The following is a 25,396-nucleotide window of genomic DNA, read 5'->3' as shown; positions in this document are numbered from 1 at the left end:
CGCCACGGCGAGGCAGCCCTTTAGCAGGCAATGGCTGGATATGCCAACCCGGGAGCAAACACGCGTTTCCGCTAAAAGGCGTTTTGCTCTGCAGCCTCGAACCCGATTTCGGAAGCGGATTCGAGGCCGCCGGTCATTGTTGTCGCATCTTTTTTGCTGAAATCGGCATCCGTTTTTCGGCGCGATGCTCTAGCGATAGCGATCGATCAAGTCTCGGGCGCAGGCGGCGGGCTGGGGCGGATCATTCTTCTCATGACCGTCGATCACGCCGATATCGCGCAACAAACGATCGGAGAGACCGCGCAACCTCTTCTTCGGCACCGTCCGCAGGTTTGTCGACCGTGACTTGTTCCTTTCCGCAGCGCTCTCCTGCAAACAAGCCTGCTCAATGTAGCCAATCTGCGCCATGGTCATGGTTCGACCGCCAGATCGGCAAGGTCCTCGGTGTTGTCGGCCCAATGGGCCGTCGTCGCCGATCCCTCATGCGGCGCGGGCTTGCAGGGGGCGATGTCATGGCAGGCGATCATCGTGGATGTCCCGTGGTTGAAAACGACCGGGACAGGCTAGGCGATTGAGCGACCTCGATGCTTCGGCTATGATCGTAGTATGAAAGACGGACCGATGATCGCCTCTGTCGCCGCCCTGATCGGCGACCCCGCCCGTGCCAACATGCTCACGGCGCTGATGGACGGGCGGGCCCTCACCGTGAGTGAACTGGCCGAGGCCGGAGGCATCAGTCTGCAGACAGCCAGCGGCCATCTCGCCAAGCTCGATGCCGCCGGCCTGCTTTCGGCGGAAAAACAAGGACGGCACCGCTATTTTCGCCTGTCGGGCCACGATGTCGCGCAGGTCCTGGAAGCCCTGATGGGGCTGGCCCAGCGCACCGGTGCGATAAGAGTGCGGACCGGCCCGCGCGACGAAGCCATGCGGGCGGCAAGGATCTGCTACGACCACCTGGCCGGGGCACGCGGTGTTGCCCTGCTGGACGGCTTCGTCTGCCAGGGCTTCATCAGCGGTGACGATAATCCCGTGGTGACGGCCACGGGCAGGGATTTCTTCGTCGGGTTGGGGCTCGACGTTCCGGCCATGGCCAGGAGCCGGAGACCCGTCTGCCGACGCTGCCTCGACTGGAGCGAACGCCGCAGCCATCTCGGCGGAGCCCTGGGCGCGAGGCTGCTCGACTGGGTGATCGAGCGCGACTGGGCCCGGCGCAAACAGGGGCGCGTGATCGCCTTCACGCCCGCCGGCGCGAAGGCGTTCGACGCGACCTTCGGCCTGGCGGAATAGGCCTCAGGGGCGCTGCGGCTGGCCGATGATCGCGAGCCGCAGGCGCGACGAAATCACGTCGATGACGGCGACGGTGACCAGGATCATGAAGATCAGCACGCCGAGCGGTGGCAGGTCGAGTACCCGCAGCAATTCGGCCAGATACTGGCCGACGCCGCCGGCCCCGACGATGCCGATGATGGTCGCCGAACGCACATTGGATTCGAAGAAATAGAGCACCTGGCTCGCCATCACCGGCAGGACCTGCGGGATCAGGGCGAAGCGGATGCGGTGGATCCGGTTGCCGCCCGTGGAGAGAACGCCCTCGCTTGCCTTGTTGTCGGTGGTCTCGATTGCCTCGGAGAACAGCTTGCCGAAGGCACCGAAGTCCACGCAGATGATGGCGAGCACGCCGGCGAAGGGACCGAGGCCGACGACGCCGACCCAGACCAGCGCCCAGATCAGCGCGTCGACGGAACGGATCACATCGAGACCGCGGCGCACAGCGAACCGGACGAAGACATTGGGAATGACGTTGCGGGCCGCCAGGAAGGCCACAGGCGCGGCCAGCACGGCCGCGGTGAGCGTGCCGGCGAAGGCGATGGCGAGCGTTTCGGCGAGGGCTTCGACGAAGAACCAGAATTTGCCTTCGTCATTGGGCGGGAACATCTGCACCACGAAGGTGCCGAGCCGCGAAAGGCCGCTGAAGAACCGATCCGGCGTGACTTCGAGCCGGATCATGGCGACGACGGCAAGGGCGAGCAGGACGGCGATCACGCCGCCCGCCAGGAAACGCGTCCGCCAGGAGGTTTCGAAATGGACGCGATGGCGGGCCGCCACGGAGGCGAGTTTTTCAGGGCCGAGCGGGGCGAACGGACCCGCCGGACGCGGTGCCGGGCCGTTGATGCGATTGTTCATGGCATCGCCTTGTTCAATGGAGTGCCTCTTGGCCGATCAGGCGGTGGCGCAGCTTCTCGGTGGCGAAATCGATGATGAAGACGGTGACGATGATCATCAAAAGAATGGCGCTGACATCGGCATAGGCGAAGGTGCGGATCGCCACCAGGAGCTCCTGGCCGATGCCGCCGACGCCGATGAAGCCCATGACGCCGGCCTCTCTGACATTGATTTCGAAGCGGAGCAGGGAATAGGAGGCGAAGTTGGGCAGGGTCTGGGGCAGCACCGCAAAGCGTATGCTTTCCAGCCAGGAACCGCCGGTGGCGACTGTGCCCTCGACAGGCTTCATGTCGACATTCTCGACCACTTCGGCAAACAGCTTGCCGAGCGCACCCATGGTGTGGATGGCAAGTGCCAGGGCGCCGGCCATCGGCCCGGACTTGAAGGCGATCAGGAAGATCATGGCAAAGACGATGGTGGGAACCGTACGGCAGAATTCGAGCCAACGGCGCACCACGGCGCGCAGAAGCCGGCTACGCGTCAGGTTTGCAGCCGCCATGAAACACAGGACGAAGGCGCCGAGCACGCCGAGCAGCGTGCCGAGATAGGCGACGAGCAGCGTGTCGCCGAGCAGCACCAGCCATTTGCCGAAACCCCAATACCACTCCCTGACATCGCCGAGGAAGTTGCCGAGACTGAGGGGAGGGGCAATGCGGCTGAAGAAGGAGGTGAAGTTGCCGATATGCGTCCACAGGAAACCCGGCCGGACCGAGGCCACATGCGCCGACAGGGCGTAGAGGGCGATGCCGACAGCGACGGCGAGCCAGATCCGCCGCTTCTTGGCGGCAATGGTTGCCTGATAGGCCTTCAGCAAGGCCCGGGCCTGCGCTTCCGGCAGGCTATTGATAGCCGGCAATATTATATCCTCCTGCCAAGTCGAGCGAGCGCGGTCCAAGGCGAAATCCGTCTGCGCAAAGGGCGCGCACCTTGCGGTACGCGCCCTTTCTTTCGGTCGTGCCTGGCTTTACTGGGTCTTGCGGAGCGCGTCGTTGAACTTCACCATGTCGACGATCGGCTGATATTCCTTGGCGCTGATCGCCGTGAGTTCGAGATCCTTGCCATCGGAAAGCTTGTCGAAATTGGCCTTGTCGTTCTTGGCGTAGTCGATCAGCGCGGCGCCGATCTTCTTCTTCAGATCGTCGGGCAGCGAGGCGAGCACCGTATAGGGGCCTTCAGGCAGGAAGGGCGTCTTGTAGATGACACGGAAATCGGCCTTGGTCATCGCGGTGCCGTCATCCTTCTTGAGGATGCCGCGGCTGAGCATGCGGGTCAGGTTGGAATCGTCTTCCGAGTTCCAGCTGTTCGCAGCAGCGTCGGCGGTACCCTGGGCGAGGGCCAGCACGGCGTTGTCGTGGCTACCGGCGAAGACGACGGAGGAGAAGAACTTGTCCACGTCGATGCCCTGGCTGTGCAGGCCGAAGCGCGGCGCATTGTTGCCGGAGGTCGAGTTCGGGTCGACGAGGGCGAGCTTCTTGCCCTTGAGGTCCTCGATGGTCTTGTAGGGGCTGTCGGCCTTCACATAGATCACCGAGTAGTAGCCGGTGAGGCCATTGTTATGGCGCGGCACGGCGACCGGCTCGGTGGCGACGCCGGTGATGATGGCGCGGGCATAGGAGGCCGGGCCGTACCAGGCGATCTGGGCAAAGCCGGCGCGCTGGGCTTCGATCACGGCGGCGTAGTCGTTGGCGATGTTGAGCTTGACCGGCACGCCGACCTGCTTGGCGATGTAGTCGGCCAGCGGCTGGTAGCGGTCATTGGTGGTGGAGGCGTTCTCGGCCGGAATGACGGCGAGCGTCAATTCGGGATACTGGGCCTTCCAGTCCTCGGCCTGGGCAGTACCGGCGGCAAAGCTCATGGCTGCTGCGGCAAGGCCGAGCAGCGTGCGGCGCGAAAGCATAGGTCTCTCCTGTCGGAAATATCGTGTTCTTGTGGCTCTTGAAGATGCGCAGCCGGCCTGTCAGGCCGCGACGCTGGCAGGGCGAGCCAAGCCTGCCGAATTTGTACCGCCTGCCCATTTGGTGTCGGCATCGGCGTCCATCACTTCGCCGGCCTCCAGGCCGTAGAGGTCGCGGGCCGCATCTGTCGTCAGCGCCGCGGGGGCGCCGTCGAACACCACCCGACCGGCGGACATGCCGATCAGGCGGTCGCAATAGCCGCGGGCGAGATCGAGCGAATGGAGATTGCAGATGACGGTGATGCCGAAATGCTTGTTGATGCGTAAGAGCGCATCCATCACCACCTTGGTATTGCGCGGGTCGAGCGAGGCGATCGGCTCGTCCGCCAGGATGATCGAAGGTTCCTGCACCAGGGCGCGGGCGATCGCCACGCGCTGCTGCTGACCGCCGGACAGGCTGTCGGCACGCTGGCCGGCAAGATTGGCGATGTCGAACTGCTCCAGCGCGGCGAGCGCCATGGCCTTGTCCTCGAGGCCCCACAGCTGCAGCACGGCGCTGGCGGTCGAGACCTTGTTAAGGCGGCCCATCAGCACATTGGTGAGCACGTCGAGGCGGCCGATGAGGTTGAACTGCTGGAAGATCATGGCGCAGCGCGCGCGCCAGTCCCGCAGGGCCTGTCCGCGCAGGGCCGTGACATCGACGCCATCGAAGGAGATCGTACCCTCGCTCGGGTCGACAAGGCGGTTCAGCATGCGCAGCAATGTCGACTTGCCGGCCCCTGAGCGCCCGATCACACCGATGAAGGCGCCGGGCGCAATTTCCAGATTCACATCGGCGACAGCCGTCTTGCCGCCAAAGCGCCTGGAAACTCCTTTGATCGCCAGCATGAACAGATCCCTTCTCGTGCAGGTTTCCGGAGTCGGTAACGCCGGGCCATTACAGAGGGATGGCAGTTCAATGATGTTTCGGTGACGATCCACCGCCGATGTCGCCGGCAATTGCGACAGGCCGGGCGCTCCGGCCGGTTCTTGTCATGGCGTTGTCGCAGGAGAATGGGAAGTACGAGCCTTTCCGACCGGTGAATTGCCTTGCCTAAGCTCAGCCCCACGCCTCTCATCGACCCGACGGCTTCGGTTTCAGCGAGCCGGCTCGGGCGCTACACCGAGGTGGGACCGCGGACCAGCCTGATTGAAGTCGAACTCGGCGATTATTCCTATGTCGTCAACGATGCGGACATCGCCTACAGCCATGTCGGCCGTTTCGTCTCGATCGCGGCCCATACGCGCATCAATCCGGGCAATCACCCGATGGACCGGGCAAGCCAAAGCCATTTCAGCTATCGCGCCTCGGCCTATTTCGAAGGCGAGAGCGACGAGAGCGACTTCTTCGCTTGGCGTAGGGAACATGATGTCCATATCGGCCATGATGTCTGGATCGGGCATGGTGCGATCGTGCTGCCAGGACGTCGTATCGGCATCGGCGCCGTGGTGGGTGCTGGCGCCGTGGTCACCCGCGACGTCGAGGCCTATACCATCGTCGCCGGCAATCCGGCGCGGCCGATTCGTCGGCGCTTCGACGACGCGATTGCCGATCGCCTGCAGGCCCTGGCCTGGTGGGACTGGTCGCATGAAGCGCTGCGGGCCGCCCTGCCGGACTTCCGCAAGCTCCCGGTCGAGGCTTTCCTCGACAAATATCAGGCTCTTGCCGTTGAGGGCCTAATCGGTCCATCCTGAGGGCATGGCTGATACCCTCCATTTCGAAGATTTCCCGGTCGGCGAGATCGCCACTTATGGCTCGTACAGGCTGACGCGTGAGGCCATCCTCGCCTTCGCCAGGGAATATGACCCCCAGCCGTTTCATCTCGATGATGAGGCGGCAAAAAGCACCATGCTGGGCGGGCTTGCGGCTTCCGGCTGGCATGCCTGCTGCATCTTGATGCGGCTCAATTGCGATGGCTTCATGCTCAACTCCACCTCGATGGGCGCCCCCGGCATCGACGAGGTTAAGTGGCTGGCGCCGCTACGCCCGGATGTCACGCTGAGCGTTCGCCGTACGACGTTGGAGGCGCGGGCTTCCAGAAGCCGCCCCGAAATGGGCCTGGTGAAGTTTCTGTTCGAACTTGTGGCGGACGGCAAGACGGTGGTGACCACCCAGACCGGTTCCATCATGTTCGGCCGGAGGCAGGCGGCATGAAATATTTCGAGGATCTTGCCATCGGGGATACCGACGAGATCGGCGCTTTCACCTTTTCGGCCGAGAATATCAAGCGCTTTGCGACCCTCTACGATCCCCAGCCCTTTCATGTCGACGAGGCTGCGGCGGAGGCCAGCCATTTTGGTGGCCTGGTGGCGTCGGGCTGGCAGGTTGCGGCGGTCTGGATGAAGCTCCTGGTGGCGCATCAGGAAGTCGAGATCGCGCGGGCGCGCCAGCTCGGTAAGCCGGTGGTGAAGCTCGGCCCGTCGCCGGGCTTTCGCAACATGGTCTGGGCCAAGCCGGTGCGCGCCGGCGATACGCTGCGCTATAGCGTGGAGATCACGGGCAAGAAGGAGAGCGCTTCCCGCCCCGAATGGGGCATCGTCTCCATGCAGAGCTCGGCGCTCAACCAGCATGGCGAGCAGGCGTTCCGCTTCGAGGGCACTGTCTTCTGGGAAAGGCGTGGATGAGGCGCCTCGGTGTACGGGTCGTCAATCCGCACTGAAGGACCTGGAGCCATCAACCTGGTCGCATAGTTGCTCGAGCCCTATCGATCGGGCTAAGTAGACGTGCCTTAGCCAGGCCGGGAGGCAAGACTTGGCGAGGCGATCAGCTGGGGCTCTGAAAGGAGCAGAGGGGTTTCTCCCGTCCTCCCAGCACCAGCGCCAAGACATGGCGCGATCAGGAGATCGGCTTGCCCGGTCTCCGTGCCAATTCCGCATAGAACGCGTAGCCGCGGTAGAGGTCCCTGGTCCGGAGCTGCAAGCCCTCGCGGCTTGCAAGATCCGCCAGTGCTGCGGGCAGTGCGGCGATCGGATGGACGTGGAAGCGCGCCAGCCAGGCAAAGAGCACCCGCTTGAACCAGCTCGGCAGGCCGCCCTGCTGGCCGAAATCCACGATGAGGAGGCGACCGCCCGGTTCCAGGGCTGCAACGGCCCGTTCCAGCACGGCGCGCCAATCCGGGATCATCGACAGCGTGTAGGAGATATAGATGCGCTCGAACCCCTTGCGCCCGAACTGTTCGGGCGAGAAACGGGTGGCATCGGCCTGAGCCACGCTGACACGGGCCAGGCCATTGCGGTCCAGCGAGTGTCGAGCCGTTTCGAGCATCGCCGTCGAGATGTCGAAACCGTTGAGCGCCGTGGCGGGATAGCGCCGGGCCACGGCGATGAGGTTGCGGCCGGTGCCGCATCCGATTTCGAGAATGGTTTCACCCGCTGCCGGCTTGAGCGAGGCGATCAGGTGGTCCCGCCCGAGCAGGTAATATTTGCGCGTGAGATCATAGATGTAGCGCTGGTGGCGATAGATCCGGTTCATCGCCGCCGCGGCGTCGCCTGCCTGCATCTGGATGCTCAATGGAGGGCTCGCAGCTCGTAGAGATGGAAGCCGCCATAGATGGCGGAGCGGTCGCGCGCGGTCCAGGCCCGGCAGCGCTCGCGGTCGTAGGACCAGCGCGCCAAAAGGTCGGCGGGAATTCGGCCTGGCAGCAGGCTTTCCTCGGCGGCGGTGCGGAAGATCACGCGGGCGCCGGGGCGAGCCGTCCGGGTGATCTCGCTCCACAGCTTGGTGAGGATGACATCGGTCATCCAGTCCTGGGCATCGAGCAGCACATAGGCGTCGAGGCTGGCTGCCGGCTGGGCCTTGAGGTGGTCGATCAAATTGACGTGGCGGACATCGATGCGATCGGCCCGATCGCGCACGGCCTCGTAGGCCGTCTGCTCGAGATAGGGTGGCACCGGCCCGTCGCCATCGGGTTTGTAGCCGCGACCGAAGGCCTGCCAGGCGAAATAATTGTCCTTGAGGTCGAAATCGCAGGCGAGGCGTTCCAGCCGCTCGCGCAGCACGTCGGCAATGCCTTCCCCGTCTGCGGCCGCCCCGGCCAGGGCGTCATATTGCTCGGGCGGAATGCCCAGGCCATAGAGCGAGGCCCGCCGGCGGGTGAGCCATTTGATATGGGGGCGATCGAACAGGGGCGCGATGCGCTCGTCGAAGACCCGGCGCTGCTCGGCGAGATCACGGGCGGCCAGGAGGTCGGCCGGATCGATGCGATGCAGCCGCCCGATCAGGTGTCCCAAGCCGATGAAACGGCCGAGCAGGCCGTAACGATAGAGATTCTTGCCGAAATAGCCGATGCGGCGGCGGCCAAGCAGGTCGCGCCCGTCCCAATAGGCCCGTGTCTCGGCGTCGAGATGGGAGCGCAGGGCTGTCTCGTAGATCGAAACATTGCGGCGCTGGTGGGCACGTGCGAAGAAGTCGTAGAAGGCGGCATGATCGGGCAGGTGCCGGGCGGCCGCGATCTTCAGGCGGTTGAGGGCGATATGGTGGCGGTTGAGGTCGACCGCGGTGATCGCAGCCGGGCCAGCCTTGAGATAGCTCATCACATTGCAGCCGCCGGAGGCGATGGCAACCAGTCGGTCGTCGGATTTGAGAGCCAGCGCCTCCATGTCGATCTCGGGATCTTCCCAGATCTGGGCATAGACGAGGCCACTGAAAGCCAAGGTGAAGAGCCGGTCCTGCATGCCGCGCAGCGACAATAGCCGGTGATGTTCCACGGCCTGCTTCACATGGCCCTGGCTCTTGGCTGGCGCCTGTGTCCCGATGCTGTTCACATCCGTCATGCCCATCCGCTCCTTCGCCGAATCCGGGTTGTGCGATGGGATTCGCGGATAAGACCAAGCGATGACGGGGGGATGACAAGGGGCCGCCAAAGCGACGCGCAGGCGACAGGTCCTCAGGCCGTACCTGTTGCCTCCACACGTTCCTTGCCGAGTGCAGCCGCCATAAGCGTGCGAGTATAGGCTTCGCGCGGTGCATCGAAGATCTGGGCGGTGGGGCCCTCCTCGACGATGCGCCCTTCCTTCATCACGACGACATAGTCGGACAGCGCGCGTACCACCGACAGATCATGGCTGATGAACAGATAGGACAAGCTGTGGGAGGCCTGCAGCTCGCGCAGCAGCTCGACGATCTGTTTTTGCACCGAGCGGTCGAGCGCCGAGGTCGGCTCGTCGAGCACCACCACCTTGGGCTTTAGGATCATGGCGCGCGCAATGGCGATGCGCTGGCGCTGGCCGCCCGAGAATTCGTGCGGATAGCGGTTGCGGGCGGTGGGATCGAGGCCAACCTCGGTCAAGGCCTGGATGGCTCTGATGTCGCGATCGGCAGCCGACAGATTCGGCTCATGCACCCTCAGGCCCTCGGTGATGATGGATCCCACGGACATGCGGGGGGAAAGCGAACCGTAGGGATCCTGGAACACCAATTGCAGGGCGCGTCGCAGCGGACGCATCTCGAGCACGCTTGCCCGCGAGATGTCCCGACCGTCGAAGCGGATGTTGCCTTCGCCGGTATTCAGCCGCAGCAGGGCGCGGCCCAGGGTCGACTTGCCCGACCCCGATTCACCCACGATTCCGATGGTCTGCCCCTGCTGCAGGCGCACGGAAACATCGTCCACCGCCTTCAGATCCATCGCCTTGTGGCCGCCGAACAGGCTGCCGCTGAGATGATAGGTGACGCGGATGTTGCGGCCCTCGAGCAGCACGGGAGCATCGGGACGCGGCGGATCCTTGTGGCCCGACGGTTCGGCCGCCAGCAGCATCTTGGTGTAGTCATGCCGGGGATTGTCGAAGACCTCCTGCGTGGTGCCGGTCTCCACCACTTCGCCACGGCGCATGACATAGACGCGATCGGCAAAACGCCGGACGATGTTGAGATCGTGGCTGATGAAGACGATGGACATGCCCAGGCGCTGCCGGAGATCGGCGAGCAGGGACAGGATCTGCGCCTGCACCGTGACGTCGAGGGCGGTGGTCGGCTCGTCGGCGATCAACAGATCGGGATCGTTGGCGAGCGCCATGGCGATCATCACACGCTGGCGCTGGCCTCCCGACATCTCATGGGGATAGGCATCCACCCGCCGCTCGGGATGGGGAATGCCCACGAGCTTGAACAGCTCCACTGCCTTCTTGCGGGCTTGCTTATAGCTGCCGCCGCGATGATGGACGATCGGCTCGGCTACCTGGCGCCCGACCTTGTAAAGCGGGTCGAGCGAGGTCATCGGTTCCTGGAAGATCATGGTGATCTTGTCGCCGCGTACCTTGTTGAGCTCCTTCGCCGGCAGGCCGAGCAATTCCCTGCCGCGATATTTGGCCGATCCCCGGACCTGGCCGTTGCCGGCCAGCAGGCCCATCAATGCCATCATGGTCTGGCTCTTGCCCGAGCCGGATTCGCCCACAATGGCGACGGTCTCGCCTCTGCTGACCTTGAGGTCGATGCCCTTGACCGCCTTGACCGTACCGTCGGGGGTGCTGAAGTCGACCTCCAGGCCGCTGACGTCGAGGAGGATGTCTTTCGTAGCCTGATCCACAGGTGTCTGTTGCATCGGTCTTCCCTTAAGCAAAATGCGGCTAAGCCGAACCGTCCCCGCGTTTTAACGTATTGATATCGGTAGTATTTTGCGGTTCAAAGCGCCTCCGTCTGAAAGAAAAACGCTCTAGCGATCTTTGGGGTCGAAGGCGTCGCGCAGGCCGTCGCCGATGAAATTGAGGCAGAACAGGGTGGTGACCAGGAAGATGGCCGGACAGATCAGCAGGTAGGGGGCCGCCTCCATGGAATCGGCGCCTTCCTTGATCAGCGCTCCCCAACTGGTGAGCGGTGCCTGTACACCGAGCCCGAGGAAGGAAAGGAAGCTTTCGAGCAGGATGATGCGGGGAATGCGCACCGTCAGGAACACCAGCACCGGGCTCAGCGTGTTGGGAATGATGTGGCGGCGGATCACCGCCCCCTCGCTGAGCCCCAGGGCATGGGCTGCCGAGATGAAGTCGCGCCGTTTCAGGGACAGGGTCTGGCCCCGCACGATGCGGGCCATGTCGAGCCATTCGATGGCGCCGATGGCGACGAAGATCAGCCAGAAATCGCGCCCGAACGAAGCCACCAGCAGGATGACGAAGAACATGAACGGGAGCGAATAGAGGATCTCCACGAAGCGCATCATCAGATTGTCGGCACGCCCGCCAATATAGCCCGACACGGCGCCGTAGGTGACGCCGATGACCAAGCTGACCAGGCTGGCGAGCAGGCCGACGAGCAGCGAGACCTGGCCGCCAATCATGATACGGGTCATGAGATCGCGGCCATTGCCATCGGTGCCGAGCAGGAAATACTGGCCATTGATGTCACCCTGCATGACGACCGTGCGGCCGTCGTCCCTGATATCGGTGACCTTGGTGTTGCGGAATTCGTCGATGCGGTCGACATAGCGGGTGGCGCGCGGATCGATCGCCCGGCTCGACGTCAATGTGGCCGTGAACTGGGTGCCCGAGGTCTCGAAGGATTGGACCTGCAGACGGGCCTGTGAAGCCGCGCGCTTCATGGCCTCCTCGAGCGTCGCGTGCTTGGGATAGGGCGAGAGGCTGGGGGGAACCTTGACGTAGGACCCATAGACCTGGTCGTAGCCGTGGGGGGAAAAGAACGGTCCCAGCACGGAAAAGATCACGATGGCCGCGAACACGAACAGGCTGACCATGGCGGCCTTGTTGCGGCGCAGGCGCAGCCAGGCGAGTTCGAGCAGGCTGCGGCTGCGCGGGAGTGTGGCGGGTGCCAGGCTTGTTTCAGTCATGACGCACCCTCGGATCGAGCCAGGCATAGAGCAGGTCGACGATCAGGTTGAAGATGATGATGAAGACCGAAACCAGCACCACGGTCGCCATCACCAGCGTGTAGTCGCGGTTGAGGGCACCCTCGACGAAATCCTTGCCGACGCCGGGAATGCCGAACACCTTCTCGACCACGACCGAGCCCGTCAGCAGCGAGGCGGCGGCGGGAGCAAGATAGGTGACGATCGGCAGGATGCCGGCGCGCATGGCATGGGCGACGATGGTCAGCTTGGCGGGCAGGCCATAGGCCTTCGCCGTGCGGATGTGGTCGGCATGCAGGGCCTCCAGCATGGAGCCACGCATCAGGCGGGCAAAGGTCGCCAGTTCCGGCAGGGCCAGGGTGATCATCGGCAGGAGCAGATAGCGAAACGAACCGTCGCCCCAGCTGCCGGTCGGCAGCCAATGCAGGGTTTGTCCGAACAGGAGCGCGAGGACCGGCCCGATGACGAAATTGGGGATGGTGATGCCGATATTGCCGATCGCGGTCACGGCGACATCCACGATCGAATTCTGGCGCAGCGCAGCGGTCGTTCCGATCAGAATGCCGCCGACGACAGCAAGGAGCAGGGCCATGCTGCCCAGCTGCAGGGAGTAGGGCAGTTTCTGGAGGATGATTTCAGAGACCGTATAGTCGCGATAGACGTAACTGGGGCCAAAATCGCCGCGCAATACGTTCCAGATATAATTTAGATACTGTTTCCATACAGGGTCATCGAGATGATAGACGCGGTTCAAGTTGTCCATGATCTGCGGCGGCAGCGGCCGGGCGAGATTGAAGGGCCCGCCCGGTACCTGGCGCATCAGGAAAAAAGAAAGCGTGACGATCACGAACAGGGTCGGAATCGCGCTCGCCAGACGCTTCAGCACGAATGAAAGCATGACATCGCCTCGGATTGGCTGTCTGCGAAGCGTTCAGGCCCGTCATCTGCGAGGCAGGCACGCTTCTCCAGCCGCGGATGAGAGACAGGAGGATGGCCTCCTGCCATCACACACGCAGCAGCTCATTCCTTGGTGAGGAAACGCGTGCCGTGGTGGTTGGCGAGGTTGTCGTGCCAGCCCTTGACCTTCTTGGAAACCAGCCAGGGGTCGTTATAGACCAGCAGGGGCGTTACCGAGGCATCACGCAGCAGCATGGCTTCGGCGTCATGCAGGATCTGCATGCGCTTGGCGACGTCCCGCTCGGTGAAGGATTTGGCCATCAAGGCATCGAATTCGGGATTGTTGTAGTGGCCGTAGTTGAAGACCTTGTTGGTGGAGACACCCAGGGTCAGGAAATTCTCGGGATCGGCATAGTCGGCGACCCAGCCTGCCCGCGTGACGTCGAAACTATTGCCTTGCTGCAGATAGGAATAGTGCGACTTGAGATCGGAATTGAGCATGGTGACCTCGGCGCCGAGGCCCTTCCACATATCGGCGATCGCGGTGGCGACCTTCTTCCAGTTCTCGTTGGTGTTGTAGCGGATCTCGACCTTGAGCGGCTTGCCACCCGGGCCGTAGCCCGCTTCCTTCAAGAGTTCCTTGGCCTTGTCCTCGCGGTCGAGCTGAGGCGTGTCGGCGAAGTCGGCCTTGGCAGGCGTGTAGTTGGCGATACCCTCCGGGATCCAGCTATAGAGCGGCTGATAGACGCCGTTCAGCACGTCATTGGCCAGGAAGTCGCGGTCGATCGCCATGGCGAAGGCCCGTCGGACCCGGATGTCGTCGAAGGGCGGCTTGCGAGTGTCGAAGGCGTAATATTCGCTCGACGTCGATGGCGAGACGTGAACCTCGTCGCCGACCTTCTCCTGCAGGAATTTGCGCTGATCGGCCTGGAACTGATAGGCGAGGTCGAGTTCCCCGGCCAGGAAGCGGCGCTGGATGGCGGCCTGGTCCTCGCTTGGATAGGCGACGACGCGATCGATCTTCACATTTGCCGCGCCCCAGTAATTGGGGTTCTTGACGAAGGTGAGGTGATCGCCGGGTATCTGCTCGGTGACCGTATAGGCGCCGTTCGACACAAGCTTGCCCGCCTTGGCGAAATCGCGGCCATATTTCTCGACATTGGCCTTGTTCACCGGCACCACGCTTTGATGAGCAAGGAGTTCGGGGAAGAAGGGGACGGGGCTTTCGAGGGTGATTTCCAGCGTACCGGCATCGATGGCCTTGACGCCGAGCGTATCGATCGCTGCCTTGCCGGTGTTTATCGCCTGTGCGTTCTTGATCGGATAGGACAGGCTGGCATATTCGGCGGCTTCCTTGGGATCGAGATTGCGCCGGAAGCTGTAGACGAAATCCTCGGCCGTGACCGGGTCGCCGTTGGACCACTTGGCGCTGGGCCTCAATTTGAAGGTGTAGACCAGCCCGTCCGGCGAAACCGTCCAGCTTTCGGCGACGGCGGGACCCACCTTGCCGGCGCCGTCATAGGCAGTGAGACCTTCGTAGAGGTCGTCGATGATGAACTGCTCGATATTGGTGGTGGTGTGGATGGGATCGAGCGATTGAGGTTCGCCGCCCAGGCCTTTGTTCAACACGGTTTCGGCGGAAGCCGACAAGGCCGTGCCGCTGAGCAAGCCTACGGCGAGCAGGGCGCCGAACAAGCGCGTTTTCAAGGCTGCTGTCATCCTGATGTCCCCTCTGAAGCCAGTTGTTCCGGCTATTGGTTGAAGGCCGGCAGTAAAGGCCTTCGCATTCGCTACGGCAACCCGCGATTTTCGACGGGGAAAGGAAGGGTAGAGCTGCTCGGTCCGCGTGCAGGGGGATAGTATGTCGAAGGGTATAGTGATCGTCTGAAAATTGCGGGTGGCCGGGATGCGACGCAATATTCGCCATAACCGACCGCGCTTTATGTCCTGTGCATTGCGAAGACTGATGGGATGAAGGTCTGATTGAATTATGGGGATAAGCCGTGCACAACCTGGCCGCGTGTGACAGGGCAGGATGTGACGCCATGTCGGGCCAGGCAAAACGAAACCGCCGTGCGAATGGGCATATTCGCGCGGCGGTTTCGTGATGGCAATTCGAACTGATGAGAACGGGCTGGCTCAGTTGAACAGGCTGGAGACACTCTCTTCGGAGGCAGTGCGGCCGATGGCCTCGCCGATCAGCGGCGCGATCGAGATGACGCGGATGTTCTGGGCCACGCGTACCGCCTCGGTCGGCATGATCGAGTCCGTGATTACCAGTTCGCGCAGCTTGGAGGAGGCGATACGGGCCACTGCGCCGCCTGAGAGCACGCCGTGGGTGATATAGGCCAGCACGTCCTTGGCGCCGCGCTCCAAGAGGGCTTCGGCAGCATTCACCAGCGTGCCGCCGGAATCGATGATGTCGTCGATCAGGATGCAGGTACGGCCCTTGACGTCGCCGATCACGTTCATGACCTCGCTCTCGCCGGCGCGCTCGCGGCGCTTGTCGACGATGGCCAGGGGCGCATCGATGCGCTTGGCGAGGGCACGGGCGCGCACCACGCCGCCGACGTCGGGCGAGACCACCATGAGCTTGTCGAGCTCCATGCGGGCCTTGATGTCGCGCTCCATCACCGGAGCGGCAAACAGGTTGTCGGTGGGAATGTCGAAGAAGCCCTGGATCTGCCCGGCATGCAGGTCGAGGGTCAGCACACGGTCGGCACCGGCATGGGTGATCAGGTTGGCGACCAGCTTGGCCGAGATCGGCGTGCGGCCGGAAGCGCGGCGATCCTGCCTTGCATAGCCGAAATAGGGGATCACCGCCGTGATGCGCCGGGCCGAGGAGCGGCGCAGGGCATCGGTGATGATCAACAGCTCCATCAGATGGTCGTTGGTGGGAAAGGAGGTCGACTGGATCACGAAGACATCCGCGCCGCGGACATTTTCCTGGATCTCGACGAAGATCTCCATGTCCGCGAACCGCCGCACCGAGCACTTCGTCAGGGGGGTCTTCAGATAGGTCGCAATCGATTCGGCCAGTGCACGATTCGAATTGCCGGCGACGAGCTTGATCTCGCCCGAACCGTGGCCCCTGTCACCTGCCGCCATGAAGCCGGCTCCCGCTTTGAGAAAAATGCACCCGGCTCTTAGCAACTGACCGGCCCGCATACAATGGGGGCGTCACAAGGAGTTCACACTTGCATGGCTGGAATGCGTGCAGATTGGGATGATTTGCCGCTGTTCCGATGCCCAGCCGGGTCAACGCATCTGCAATCCGGCGTCGGCCCCGTTCAGCACTTCGCTGCCGTTCTCAGTGGTCAGGCTGGTCCGCCCCAGGCACATGGCGGTGCCGCTGTCGGAGTCCATCAGGATCATGTGGGCGAACATCACCATGCCCGCTTCCAACACCCAGTCATTGCCCTCGTAGAACATCGGCCGGTCCATCCAGGACGGCGTGAACTTGGCGCCGAGCGAATAGCCGCAGGCGGCGAGCCGGTGCTCCTCCAGCCCGTGCGAATCCATCACCCGGGCATGGGCGGCGAAGACATCGCCGGCCGTGCGTCCTGGCCGGATCTCGGCCTCGCAGGCGAGAAGGGCCTCATGGGCGGCGGTATAGAGTTCGCTGTGACGGGGGGAGACGTCCCCAATCGTGATCGTGCGCATCAGCGCCGCGTGGTAGTGGCGATAGACGCCGGCGAATTCCAGCGTGATCTGGTCGCGTTCGGCGAGCTTGCGGCGGCCGCTCTTGTAACGGCAGAGCAGGGCGTCGCGCCCCGAGCCGATGATGAATTCGTTGGCGGGATAGTCGCCGCCGGCCGAGAAGATGGCATTGTGCTGGGCCGCGAGGATGTCGCCCTCGTCGGCGCCGGGAAACACGGCGGCGATGCCGGCTGCATCGGCCGCGTCCGAGAGGCGCGCGGCCTCGCGCACATAGGCGATTTCTGCCGCCGACTTGACCGCCCTGAGATGGGCGACGACATCGGAAGCGTCGACCAGCTCGAAATCGCCGGCAAAAGCCGCCTCGAGCTTGCGGCCATTGGCATGGGTGAGGCCGTAGGAATCGAATTCCACGCCGATGCGGCCGCCCGTCACGCCGAGATCGCGGACCATGGCGAGGAGTTGCTGGGCCGGTGTCGCATCCCTGCGATCGGTCCAGATGCGGATGTCGGTGAGGTTGGAGGTGTGCTGGGCCTGGCGCAGATCCGCCGTGCGTGTGAGCAGCGCCATCGTGCCGTCGGCGCGCACCAGCAGGGACTGGAAGAAGCAGAAGCCGAAGGTATCGTAGCCGGTCAGCCAGTACATGCTCTCCTGGGCAAAGAGCAGCATGGCATCGAGTTTTTGCGTGGCCATCTCCGCCTGCAGGCGCTTCAGGCGCGTGGCGAACTCATCGGTCGAAAAATGTAACATGGCAGGTCCTGCCTCGAACCTCGTTCCCGATGCGTTTTGCGATTTGGTCGATTCACCAGGAATCGCAAAGACGCGTCAAACCAAAGAGTTAGAGCAAACAAACGTTCACGCCTGAACGCGCTTTGCTCTAGTGATCTGCCAGCGCGATCGCATGCAGCAGGCGGCCATAGTCTGGCTCCTTGCGATGGGTCACCCGCCGGTAGGAGAAGAAGCGCTCTTCGTCCTGATAGGTGCACAGCGCCATGTCCTCGAAGTGGCCGATGCCGGCCGCGGTGAGACGCATGGTGATATAGGCCGGCAGATCGAACATGGCATGCCCCGCATTGGGGCTCGGGCCGAAGAAGCGGGCATTGTCGGCAGCAGCCTCCAGGAATCGGGCCTTGAACTCCGGCCCGACCTCGTAGGCCGCCCGCGAGATCATGGGACCGAGCACCGCGACGATGTTGCCGCGTGTGGCGCCGAGGCCGACCATGGCGTCGAGCGTGGTTTCGAGCACACCGGTGAAGGCGCCCTTCCAGCCGGCATGAGCCGCGCCGATCACGCCGGCCTTGGCGTCTGCGAACAGGACGGGGCCGCAATCGGCGGTGGCGACAGCCAAGGCGAGGTTGCGCTCGCGCGTCACCATGGCGTCGACCTTGGGCGCGTGCTCGCGGGTCCAGGGCGCGGTGACGGTGACGACGTTGGGGGAATGCACCTGGTAGCAGGTGATGAAGCGATCGCGCGGCACGCCGAGGCTGTCGGCCATGCGGCCCCGGTTCTCGCGGACGTGATCGGGAACGTCGTCCGAGCCTGATCCACCGTTGAGCGAGGCATAGATGCCGTCCGACACGCCTCCCTGGCGCGTGAAGAAGCCGTGGCGGATGCCGGGCAGGTCGAGGGCGGCGTGCTGGAGCGCGATGGCGGGCGAATCGGTCATGGCGGCAGGATCGGGAGGAAGTGGAGGGATGTCAAACCGGCGCCCGGCGGGAAGCCGGGCCAGTCAGGATTCTGATACCGGCGATTTCGCGGCGGGAACCGTTGCGTTTTCAAGCCGTTGGTTCAAAGTGCCCTGGCATCCGGCCGCGGCCGGAGAAGATTTGTTGAATAGGTGCCCCATGAAGATCACGAAAACCTTGTCCGCATTTGCTTTGGCGGCCCTGCTGGCGCCTGCGGCGGCCGGTTCGGCCGAGGCGGCCGTCAGGACGGGAACGCTTACCTGCGACATCGGCGGTGGCATCGGCGTGGTGCTGGGATCGCGCAAGCCGGTGTCCTGCCGGTTCTCCGGCTTCAACGGCTACAGCGAACTCTATGACGGCACCATCACCAAGGTCGGCGTGGATGTCGGCTTCACCTTCGGCGGGCGTATGGTCTGGGCGGTCTTCGAGCCGTCCAACCGTCACGCGCCCCTGGGCGGCAACTATGCCGGCGTGTCGGCCGAGGCCAGCGCGGCGGTCGGCGTCGGGGCCAATGTCCTGCTCGGTGGCGGCAATGGCGGCGTGACGCTGCAGCCGATCTCGGTGCAGGGGCAGACCGGCCTCAACGCGTCGGCCGGCATCGGCAGCTTGCATATCCGCCCGGTCGCAGCGCCGGTGATCATCCAGACCGAGCGGGCCTACCGTCCCCGCCACAAGGCCCATCGCCATCACTACAAGGCGAAGAAGCATCGCAAGAGCTGCCGCTGCAAGGTGTGAGGCCTCGAGGAGCTGAGCGAAAATTGCGAAGCTCTCGCTAGCTTGCCATCACCCGGGCCTGCCTCGGTGATGGCAAGAACCATGCCTTTCTCAGCTGCGCTCGGTTCCCGGCGCCGAGACGGCCAGCACCTTGAACAGCGAACCCATGGCGCGCGGGGCGTCGTCGGTCAGGCGTTCGAGCGCCTTGGCGATCGCTTCTGCCTGTTCCGGCGTGGCATGGCGGCTGAGATTGGCAGCCATCGGGCGGATACCGAGTTCGTTGAGAAAATGGGCCTGCGTGGTGAGGATGTCGATCGCCAGATGCCGGTCGGCGGCGATGCGGGCCAGCGTCTCGAAGCAGACATGGGTGGTGAGGTCGGCCTCGCCGGGACGGGTCAGCGGATCGACGAAGGCATGGCCGGCCATGGCCTGCAGCGTGTCGCCGACGCCGAATTCGAGATGCCCGTAATCGATGATCAGGGCGGCGCCGCCGAAGCGGCCAAGGCGCGCAGAGAGGGCCGCCATCACCTGTGAACCGGCTTCCGGATATTCGACGATGGTGCCGTCGAGCGCGCCATCGGAAAGGGGAGGTGCCTGATTGGCCGGTACGGGCTCCGGGGCGAGCCCGAAGGCGAGTTCGTCATCGACCAGGCCGACCAATCTTTCATGCCAGCGCCCGCCCTGATGCACCAACTGGTGCACGGGCAGGGCATCGAAGAATTCGTTGGCGATGATGATCGATGGCCCCTCCGGCAGGCTGGCGATGTCGTCGTGCCAGGTCGGGCGGCGTCCCCCGAGGCTGTTCTCCAAGGTCTTGGCCTGGGCTTCGCGCAGGACGGGACTCGTCTCGACCAGATGGAGTGCGATGGCCTCGGCGAAGGTGGGCACGACCTTGCCGATCGCCCGCAAGGCGTCCGCCATCAGCGTGCCGCGTCCGGGCCCGAGTTCGAGCAGGTTGATCCGGGCGGGCGAGCCGAGGATCATCCAGCGATGGGCCGCCCACAGGCCGATGATCTCGCCGAACATCTGGCTGATCTCGGGAGCGGTGGTGAAATCCCCGGCGGCACCGAGCGGATCGCGCGTGATGTAGTAGCCGTGACGGGGATGGCCGAGCGCGAGCGTCATGTAGCGCGCCACGTCGATCGGCCCTTCCTGGCGGATCAGGTCCTTGATCTCGCGGGCGAGCGGGGTTTCGCTCATGCCGATTTCGGTGCGTCGGAGGCCTTGGGCGCCTCGGGACGGTGCATCAGGGCATACACCACCAGGCCAAGGCCGACCAGGACCATCGGCAGCGAATAGGCTTGTCCGACCGTCAGCACGTCCTGGATCCACCAGCCGTCCGGCTCGCGGTAGAGTTCGCTGAAGGAGCGGGCAGCGGCGTAGCCGATGCCGAACAGGCCGGCGATCAGGCCCGGCCGTTTCAAGGCACCGAAGCGCGTCATGATGGCAAACAGCACGAACAGCGCGAGGCCCTCCAGGGCAGCCTCGATCAACTGGCTCGGATAGCGCGGCGTCGGACCCTGCGGAAATATCGAGAACGGGCTCGATGGTGAGATCATGCCCCAGGACGACCCCCAGGCCGGGCGCCCCCATAGTTCGTCATTGATGAAATTGGCGATGCGGCCGAGAAACAGGCCGATCGGCGCCACGCAGGAGGCGATGTCGAGATAGGACAGGACCGGGATCTTGTTGAGCCAGGCAAACAGGATCACTGCAAGTGCCGCCCCCAGGAAACCGCCATGGAAGGCCATGCCGCCTTCCCAGACCTTGAGGATCTCGATCGGATTGGCGAGATAGTAATCGGGTTCGTAGAGCAGCATGCCGAGCCGTCCGCCGATCACCACGCCGAGCGTGACCCAGATCAGGAGGTCGTCGAATTGCAGTTTGGTGCCGGGCTGTACGAGCCAGAGCCTGGCGTTGCCGATCAGGCGGCGTCCATACCACCAGCCGCCGAGCAGGCCGAAAATATAGGCCAGCGCATACCAGCGTATGGCGAGCGGGCCGATATGGATCAGCACCGGATCGAAAGCGGGGACGATGAAATATTGCTCAGGCATGGGTGCCTTTTGGTGACTAGAGGTGACAGCGTCAAGGCAGAAGCTTCTAGGGCGTGTCGTCAGTTATGGTTTCGGGCTAGACGGGAGCGATTTTGACCTCATCTCGCTCGAAACCATAACTGACGACACGCCCTAGCGGGGCCGCACTTTTATCGAGGTCTGGCCCGTGCTATCGACGCCGCAAAGGAGTTTCGTGATGCCACAGCAATCCGGCCGTATCTATGACGAGTTCGCCAAATTGATGACCGACGCCGCCGGCGTCGCGCAGGGCGTGCGCCGGGAAGTCGACAGTGTCGTGCGCAGCCAGGCCGAACGCATCATGCGCGATCTCGACTATGTTCGACGCGATGAGTTCGATGCCGTGCGCGAGATGGCGATCAAGGCTCGCGACGAAAACGAACGCCTGGCGGCCCGTATCGCCGAACTCGAAGCCAAGCTTGCCGCGCGTTAAGCGCAAGATTGTCTCGCCGTGCGACAATAAGACCGGCGAAGAATGAGAGGCCTCCTTGTGGACGGCGGGAACGAATCCTTGCCGATTCAGCCCGAATGCCTGAACTCTCCCCACACAGGCTGCGTATCGATCGGTATTCGCAGCGCCAATGCGCCTCCTCGGAGGCGCCGGGAGTTGCAATGTCGGTAATCGAGCTCCAGAGCGAGCGGGCCGGTCATCCGGTTGATCTCGTCGAACATCTGGCGAGTCTTCATGACTGGGCCTTCGACAGACTCGGCGAAGACGAGATCTCCATCGTCGTGAAGGGGCATGGCTGCGACTATGCCGTCTCCTTCACCTGGATGGACGATATCGAGTCGCTGCATCTGGCCTGCTCCTTCGACGCCAAAATTCCCAAGCGCCGCCACGCCGATCTCCTGCAGACGATTGCGCTCGTCAACGAACAGCTGTGGGTCGGCCATTTCGACGTCTGGAATGCCGACCAGGTCATCATGTATCGCCATGCCCTGTTCCTGGCCGGCGGCGCCGAGGCCACGCCGCGCCAATGCGAAGCCCTGATCGAGATCGCGGTGGAAACCTGCGAACGTTATTTCCAGGCCTTCCAATTCGTGATCTGGGCCGGCAAGACCCCCAAGGAGGCGCTCGAAGCGGTGCTTTTCGAAACCGTGGGCGAAGCCTAGAGCGTTTTGTGATTTCCTGGAATCACCAAGAATCGCAAAGACGCGTCGAAACAATGAGTTAGAGAAAAGCAGCGGTTACGTGTAAACGCGCTTTGCTCTAGTATTCGGGGGCTTTCCGCGTCCTTGCGAGCGCAGCGAAGCAATCCGGCCCTCATAGGGTCTACACGGACATTCCTGGATTGATTCGCTGCGCTCGCAAGGACGAACCTTTTCCGGTGACCCATTGCAGCTGCGAAATAGGCGGCTGCCGAAGCCGGCTTCTTATTTGCAGGAGTTCTTCGCATGGCTGAAGCATTGGACATTGGCGGCAAGCTGCTGCTGCTGGGCGCCGGCAAGATGGGCGGGGCCATGCTGGAAGGATGGCTGAAGCTCGGCCTAGATCCGGCCCAGGTGGGGGTGATCGATCCGCATTTGCCGCCGGAGATTGCCGGAGACCTCACCGTAAAAGGTGTCGCGGTCAACCCGATGCTGGCGTCCTTCGGCACGCCGGCGGTGGTGCTCCTGGCGATCAAGCCGCAAATGATGGACGTCGCCATGGGTTCGGTCGCGCCCCTGTTCGGATCGGATACGCTGGCCGTCTCCATCATGGCAGGCAAGACCATTGCCAGCATCGCGGCATTGCTGCCGGCAGGCACGGCCATCGTGCGCGCCATGCCGAACACGCCGGCTGCCGTCGGCCGCGGTATCACCGCTGCCGTGCCGAATGCCTTCGTGACCGCCGATCAGGAACGGGCGGCCGACGCCTTGCTGCGGGCGACCGGCGCCGTGGAGTGGGTGGCGGATGAAAGCCACATCGATGCGGTGACGGCGGTTTCCGGCTCGGGGCCGGCCTATGTCTTCCATCTCGTCGAAGCCATGGCGGAGGCCGGAGCGGCGGCGGGCCTTCCGGCCGATCTCGCCATGCGGCTGGCGCGCGCCACCGTGGCGGGTTCCGGCGAATTGCTGCACCAGTCCGACCTGCAGGCCGCCACGCTGCGGCAGAACGTCACCAGCCCGGGCGGCACCACTGCGGCGGCGCTCGAAGTGCTGATGGCTGAAAACGGCCTGACGGCATTGATGAAGCGGGCAGTGGAGGCCGCTCGCCGGCGCGCGGGCGAACTCGCGTCCTGAGGGCTGGTCTCCAGATCACGAAGGCCTCTTATGTCGAGAGCCAGGTCTGAAGACATGTCCCCCAGACGGCAACACCGAACTCCTGCGGCCAACGCGCCGCATTGATCCGGTTCGCAATCGGCCTATCTTTATCGGACGGGGCACACCGAAAAACGAGGTTCGAGCCATGGTTGCCAAGCCGAAAGCCGATAATGCCGTCGATCCGCGTCAGGCCGCTGTAGAGGCCTTGCTGTCGCTATGCGCCGACAATCCCTGGGGCGAGATCGGCCTGGCCGACATTGCCGACAAGGCGGGACTGTCTCTGTCGCAATTGCGCGGCCTCTACCCCTCCAAGGGGGCCATCCTCGCTGCCTATTCGCGCCAGGTCGACCAGAAGGTGCTCGATGGCATCGATGCGGGCATGGCCGAAGAGCCGGCCCGTGAGAGGCTGTTCGACATTCTGATGCGCCGTATCGACGTGCTCTCGCCGCACAAGACTGCCATCGCCAATATTTCCAGGGCCTTCGCGCTCGATCCGCTCGCCATGGCGGCCTGGAACCGTGTCGTCACCAATTCGATGCAATGGATGCTGACGGCCGCCGATATCGACGCCGATGGCCCGATGGGAGCCGTGCGGGCGCAGGGACTGGCGCTGGCTTGGGCTCGCATCGTCAAGGTCTGGCTGAAGGACGAGGACGAAGGCCTGGCCACGACGATGAAGGAAGTCGACCGGCAGCTTCGCTCGGGCGAACGCTGGATGGAGCGGGCCGACGATCTTTGCCAGATCTTCGCGCCGTTCCGCCGCATCGCCGAACGTTCTCATGAGCGCCGTGCCCGCATGCGCGAAAGGCTGCGCGAGCGTTTTCACGATTTCGCCGAGTCGCGCCGGCGAGGCAGGGATGATCGAGACGATGCGGAGGCGGTGTGAGTAACAGCAACGGGCAGCCGGCGGCGGAGATCGGCTTCGACGATTTCCTCAAGGTCGATATTCGCATCGGCACGGTGCTGGAGGCGGTGCCCCTGGAAGGGGCCCGCAAGCCGGCCTATCGCATGCGCATCGACTTCGGCGACGAGATCGGCATCAAGGCGTCGTCCGCTCAACTCACCGTGCTCTACAGGGCCAATGAGCTGGTCGGGCGCCAGGTGATGGCTGTGGTCAATTTCCCGCCGCGCCAGATCGGCAAGTTCATGTCGCAGGTGCTGACGCTGGGCTTTCCCGGCGCCGATGGTGCTGTCGTGCTGGCGACACCCGAACGCGGTGCCCCGAACGGCTCGCGACTGTTCTGAGAGCTGGGGAAAGTGCGGAGTGGCGACCTCCCGGTCGCCATACTCTTCATCCTGAATGGGGTTTTTGGCGATGTCGACCAGGAGGTCGACACTGCAGTAACATCAAGCCGCCTCCGCTTATCCGACTCTCTCGATCGCGATGGCGGTTGCCTCGCCGCCGCCGATGCACAGCGAGGCGACGCCGCGCTTGAGGTCGTTGCGGGCCAAAGCGTGCAGCAGGGTAACGATGAGGCGCGCCCCGGTGGCACCGATGGGATGGCCGAGAGCGCAGGCCCCGCCATGGATGTTGAGACGGTCGGCCGGGATGTCGAGGTCGTGGCGGGCCGCCATCGCGACTGCGGCGAAGGCCTCGTTGATTTCGAACAGGTCGACATCGCCGACGCGCCAGCCGGTACGTTCGAGCAGTTTTCGCATGGCCGGGATCGGCGCCGTGGTGAACCAGGCCGGATCCTGGCTGTGGGTGGCATGGCCCTTGATCTCGGCGAGCACGGGCAGGCCGTCGCGCTCGGCAATGGAGCGGCGGGTGAGGACGAGTGCGGCCGCGCCATCGGCATTGGCCGAGGAACTGGCGGCGGTGATGGTGCCGTCCTTGCGGAAGGCCGGCCTGAGCTGCGGGATCTTGTCGGGTGAAACCTTGAGCGGGTTCTCGTCGTCGGCAATCAACCTGGATCCGCCTTTGCCCGGCACCTCCACCGGTGCGATCTCGGCGGCGAAAGCACCGGTTTCGATCGCCTTGCGGGCGCGGGTCAGGGTCTCCACGGCATAGGCGTCCTGGTCGTCGCGGCTGAACTGATAGGCCTCAGCCGTCGCCTCGCCGAAATCGCCCATCGGGCGGCCGCCTTCATAGGCGTCCTCCAGGCCGTCGAGCATCATGTGGTCGAGAAGGCGGTCATGGCCCATGCGGTAGCCGCTGCGTGCCTTGGCCAGCAGATA

General features: G+C 63.8%; 27 protein-coding genes. 10 read left to right on the top strand and 17 right to left on the bottom strand.

All coding sequences use genetic code 11. From position 1 onward, the window contains the following. Positions 1 to 189: 189 nt before the first annotated feature. Entirely contained in the window at positions 190 to 414 is a 225-nt protein-coding gene (locus QM672_RS14475) for a hypothetical protein (protein WP_415083336.1), read from the bottom strand. A gap of 192 nt (positions 415 to 606) precedes the next feature. Here QM672_RS14475 and QM672_RS14470 point away from each other — a divergent pair, with 192 nt between their 5' ends. Further along, positions 607 to 1,287 carry an ArsR/SmtB family transcription factor gene (locus tag QM672_RS14470; protein ID WP_415083334.1) on the top strand — a complete coding sequence of 227 codons (681 nt, stop codon included), beginning with the start codon at positions 607 to 609 and terminating at the stop codon, positions 1,285 to 1,287. Positions 1,288 to 1,290: 3 nt separating this feature from the next. Here the strand turns inward: QM672_RS14470 and phnE (QM672_RS14465) are convergent, their stop codons facing one another. From phnE (QM672_RS14465) to phnC, 4 genes are all read right to left on the bottom strand, one after another. Then, the gene (gene phnE, locus QM672_RS14465) at positions 1,291 to 2,184 is read right to left on the bottom strand and encodes a phosphonate ABC transporter, permease protein PhnE (RefSeq protein ID WP_415083332.1); all 894 of its coding nucleotides are present in this window, start codon (positions 2,182 to 2,184) and stop codon (positions 1,291 to 1,293) included. A 13-nt stretch (positions 2,185 to 2,197) separates the two neighbouring features. Then, the gene (phnE, locus tag QM672_RS14460; protein WP_311933912.1) at positions 2,198 to 3,082 is read right to left on the bottom strand and encodes a phosphonate ABC transporter, permease protein PhnE; all 885 of its coding nucleotides are present in this window, start codon (positions 3,080 to 3,082) and stop codon (positions 2,198 to 2,200) included. A gap of 105 nt (positions 3,083 to 3,187) precedes the next feature. After that, a complete protein-coding gene (gene phnD / locus QM672_RS14455; protein ID WP_149254205.1) occupies positions 3,188 to 4,120 on the bottom strand; it encodes a phosphonate ABC transporter substrate-binding protein in 933 nt (310 codons plus the stop codon). Positions 4,121 to 4,180: 60 nt separating this feature from the next. Then, positions 4,181 to 5,005, bottom strand: a complete 825-nt coding sequence (gene phnC / locus QM672_RS14450) for a phosphonate ABC transporter ATP-binding protein (protein ID WP_311933552.1) — start codon at positions 5,003 to 5,005, stop codon at positions 4,181 to 4,183. Positions 5,006 to 5,200: 195 nt separating this feature from the next. Here phnC and QM672_RS14445 point away from each other — a divergent pair, with 195 nt between their 5' ends. From QM672_RS14445 to QM672_RS14435, 3 genes are read left to right on the top strand one after another with little or no spacing between them, the layout of a single operon-like run. Continuing rightward, the gene (locus tag QM672_RS14445) at positions 5,201 to 5,851 is read left to right on the top strand and encodes a chloramphenicol acetyltransferase (protein WP_311933911.1); all 651 of its coding nucleotides are present in this window, start codon (positions 5,201 to 5,203) and stop codon (positions 5,849 to 5,851) included. 4 nt (positions 5,852 to 5,855) lie between these two features. Then, positions 5,856 to 6,311 (top strand): MaoC family dehydratase, encoded by a 456-nt coding sequence (locus tag QM672_RS14440; RefSeq protein WP_311933551.1) that lies wholly within the window; start codon positions 5,856 to 5,858, stop codon positions 6,309 to 6,311. Continuing rightward, positions 6,308 to 6,781 carry a MaoC family dehydratase gene (locus QM672_RS14435; protein WP_415083328.1) on the top strand — a complete coding sequence of 158 codons (474 nt, stop codon included), beginning with the start codon at positions 6,308 to 6,310 and terminating at the stop codon, positions 6,779 to 6,781. Before QM672_RS14440 ends, QM672_RS14435 begins: the two co-directional genes overlap by 4 nt. Before the next feature lie 211 nt (positions 6,782 to 6,992). Here the strand turns inward: QM672_RS14435 and QM672_RS14430 are convergent, their stop codons facing one another. From QM672_RS14430 to pgeF, 9 genes are all read right to left on the bottom strand, one after another. Next, a complete protein-coding gene (locus tag QM672_RS14430; protein WP_415083326.1) occupies positions 6,993 to 7,655 on the bottom strand; it encodes a class I SAM-dependent methyltransferase in 663 nt (220 codons plus the stop codon). Positions 7,656 to 7,663: 8 nt separating this feature from the next. Further along, entirely contained in the window at positions 7,664 to 8,935 is a 1,272-nt protein-coding gene (locus QM672_RS14425; protein WP_311933545.1) for a DUF3419 family protein, read from the bottom strand. A gap of 107 nt (positions 8,936 to 9,042) precedes the next feature. Next, the gene (locus tag QM672_RS14420) at positions 9,043 to 10,692 is read right to left on the bottom strand and encodes an ABC transporter ATP-binding protein (protein ID WP_367624144.1); all 1,650 of its coding nucleotides are present in this window, start codon (positions 10,690 to 10,692) and stop codon (positions 9,043 to 9,045) included. A 111-nt stretch (positions 10,693 to 10,803) separates the two neighbouring features. After that, positions 10,804 to 11,928, bottom strand: coding sequence for an ABC transporter permease (locus QM672_RS14415; protein WP_311933542.1), 1,125 nt, complete (start codon positions 11,926 to 11,928; stop codon positions 10,804 to 10,806). Then, complete coding sequence (locus QM672_RS14410) at positions 11,921 to 12,844, bottom strand: ABC transporter permease subunit (RefSeq protein WP_415083324.1); 924 nt, start codon at positions 12,842 to 12,844, stop codon at positions 11,921 to 11,923. The genes QM672_RS14415 and QM672_RS14410 overlap by 8 nt, the downstream gene beginning before the upstream one ends. Before the next feature lie 122 nt (positions 12,845 to 12,966). Beyond that, entirely contained in the window at positions 12,967 to 14,562 is a 1,596-nt protein-coding gene (locus tag QM672_RS14405) for a peptide ABC transporter substrate-binding protein (RefSeq protein ID WP_311933539.1), read from the bottom strand. A 420-nt stretch (positions 14,563 to 14,982) separates the two neighbouring features. Next, positions 14,983 to 15,951, bottom strand: coding sequence for a ribose-phosphate pyrophosphokinase (locus tag QM672_RS14400; RefSeq protein ID WP_068288448.1), 969 nt, complete (start codon positions 15,949 to 15,951; stop codon positions 14,983 to 14,985). A gap of 150 nt (positions 15,952 to 16,101) precedes the next feature. Continuing rightward, positions 16,102 to 17,250 carry a M24 family metallopeptidase gene (locus tag QM672_RS14395; RefSeq protein ID WP_415083321.1) on the bottom strand — a complete coding sequence of 383 codons (1,149 nt, stop codon included), beginning with the start codon at positions 17,248 to 17,250 and terminating at the stop codon, positions 16,102 to 16,104. A gap of 127 nt (positions 17,251 to 17,377) precedes the next feature. Beyond that, on the bottom strand, positions 17,378 to 18,166 hold the full coding sequence (gene pgeF / locus QM672_RS14390) for a peptidoglycan editing factor PgeF (protein WP_415083319.1): 789 nt from the start codon (positions 18,164 to 18,166) through the stop codon (positions 17,378 to 17,380). 178 nt (positions 18,167 to 18,344) lie between these two features. Here pgeF and QM672_RS14385 point away from each other — a divergent pair, with 178 nt between their 5' ends. After that, the gene (locus QM672_RS14385; RefSeq protein WP_367624140.1) at positions 18,345 to 18,920 is read left to right on the top strand and encodes a DUF992 domain-containing protein; all 576 of its coding nucleotides are present in this window, start codon (positions 18,345 to 18,347) and stop codon (positions 18,918 to 18,920) included. Between the two features lie 90 nt (positions 18,921 to 19,010). On the opposite strand, the gene QM672_RS14380 is transcribed toward QM672_RS14385, so the two are convergent. Together QM672_RS14380 and lgt are read right to left on the bottom strand one after the other, a co-directional pair. Then, positions 19,011 to 20,099 carry a class I SAM-dependent methyltransferase gene (locus QM672_RS14380; RefSeq protein WP_415083316.1) on the bottom strand — a complete coding sequence of 363 codons (1,089 nt, stop codon included), beginning with the start codon at positions 20,097 to 20,099 and terminating at the stop codon, positions 19,011 to 19,013. Beyond that, on the bottom strand, positions 20,096 to 20,956 hold the full coding sequence (gene lgt / locus QM672_RS14375; protein WP_415083314.1) for a prolipoprotein diacylglyceryl transferase: 861 nt from the start codon (positions 20,954 to 20,956) through the stop codon (positions 20,096 to 20,098). Before lgt ends, QM672_RS14380 begins: the two co-directional genes overlap by 4 nt. A gap of 196 nt (positions 20,957 to 21,152) precedes the next feature. On the opposite strand from lgt, the gene QM672_RS14370 reads away from it, so the two are divergent. The 5 genes from QM672_RS14370 to QM672_RS14350 all read left to right on the top strand — a co-directional run bounded on the left by QM672_RS14370 (position 21,153) and on the right by QM672_RS14350 (position 24,463). Further along, positions 21,153 to 21,407 (top strand): accessory factor UbiK family protein, encoded by a 255-nt coding sequence (locus QM672_RS14370; protein ID WP_068288466.1) that lies wholly within the window; start codon positions 21,153 to 21,155, stop codon positions 21,405 to 21,407. Positions 21,408 to 21,586: 179 nt separating this feature from the next. Further along, positions 21,587 to 22,087 (top strand): YbjN domain-containing protein, encoded by a 501-nt coding sequence (locus tag QM672_RS14365; RefSeq protein ID WP_105861637.1) that lies wholly within the window; start codon positions 21,587 to 21,589, stop codon positions 22,085 to 22,087. A gap of 282 nt (positions 22,088 to 22,369) precedes the next feature. Beyond that, positions 22,370 to 23,197 carry a pyrroline-5-carboxylate reductase gene (proC, locus tag QM672_RS14360; protein ID WP_415083312.1) on the top strand — a complete coding sequence of 276 codons (828 nt, stop codon included), beginning with the start codon at positions 22,370 to 22,372 and terminating at the stop codon, positions 23,195 to 23,197. A gap of 166 nt (positions 23,198 to 23,363) precedes the next feature. Further along, on the top strand, positions 23,364 to 24,104 hold the full coding sequence (locus QM672_RS14355; protein ID WP_311933524.1) for a TetR/AcrR family transcriptional regulator: 741 nt from the start codon (positions 23,364 to 23,366) through the stop codon (positions 24,102 to 24,104). After that, positions 24,101 to 24,463 carry a tRNA-binding protein gene (locus QM672_RS14350; RefSeq protein WP_415083309.1) on the top strand — a complete coding sequence of 121 codons (363 nt, stop codon included), beginning with the start codon at positions 24,101 to 24,103 and terminating at the stop codon, positions 24,461 to 24,463. Before QM672_RS14355 ends, QM672_RS14350 begins: the two co-directional genes overlap by 4 nt. A gap of 117 nt (positions 24,464 to 24,580) precedes the next feature. On the opposite strand, the gene QM672_RS14345 is transcribed toward QM672_RS14350, so the two are convergent. Next, the coding region (locus QM672_RS14345) for an acetyl-CoA C-acyltransferase (RefSeq protein WP_415083307.1) at positions 24,581 to 25,396 on the bottom strand (816 nt) is incomplete at its 5' end.

The sequence above is a fragment of the Labrys sp. (in: a-proteobacteria) genome, from assembly GCF_047605565.1.
GTDB classification, from domain to species: Bacteria; Pseudomonadota; Alphaproteobacteria; order Rhizobiales; family Labraceae; genus Labrys; species Labrys neptuniae.
Note: the sequence above shows the minus strand (reverse complement) of the source record. Positions and strands in the feature narration are given on the sequence as shown.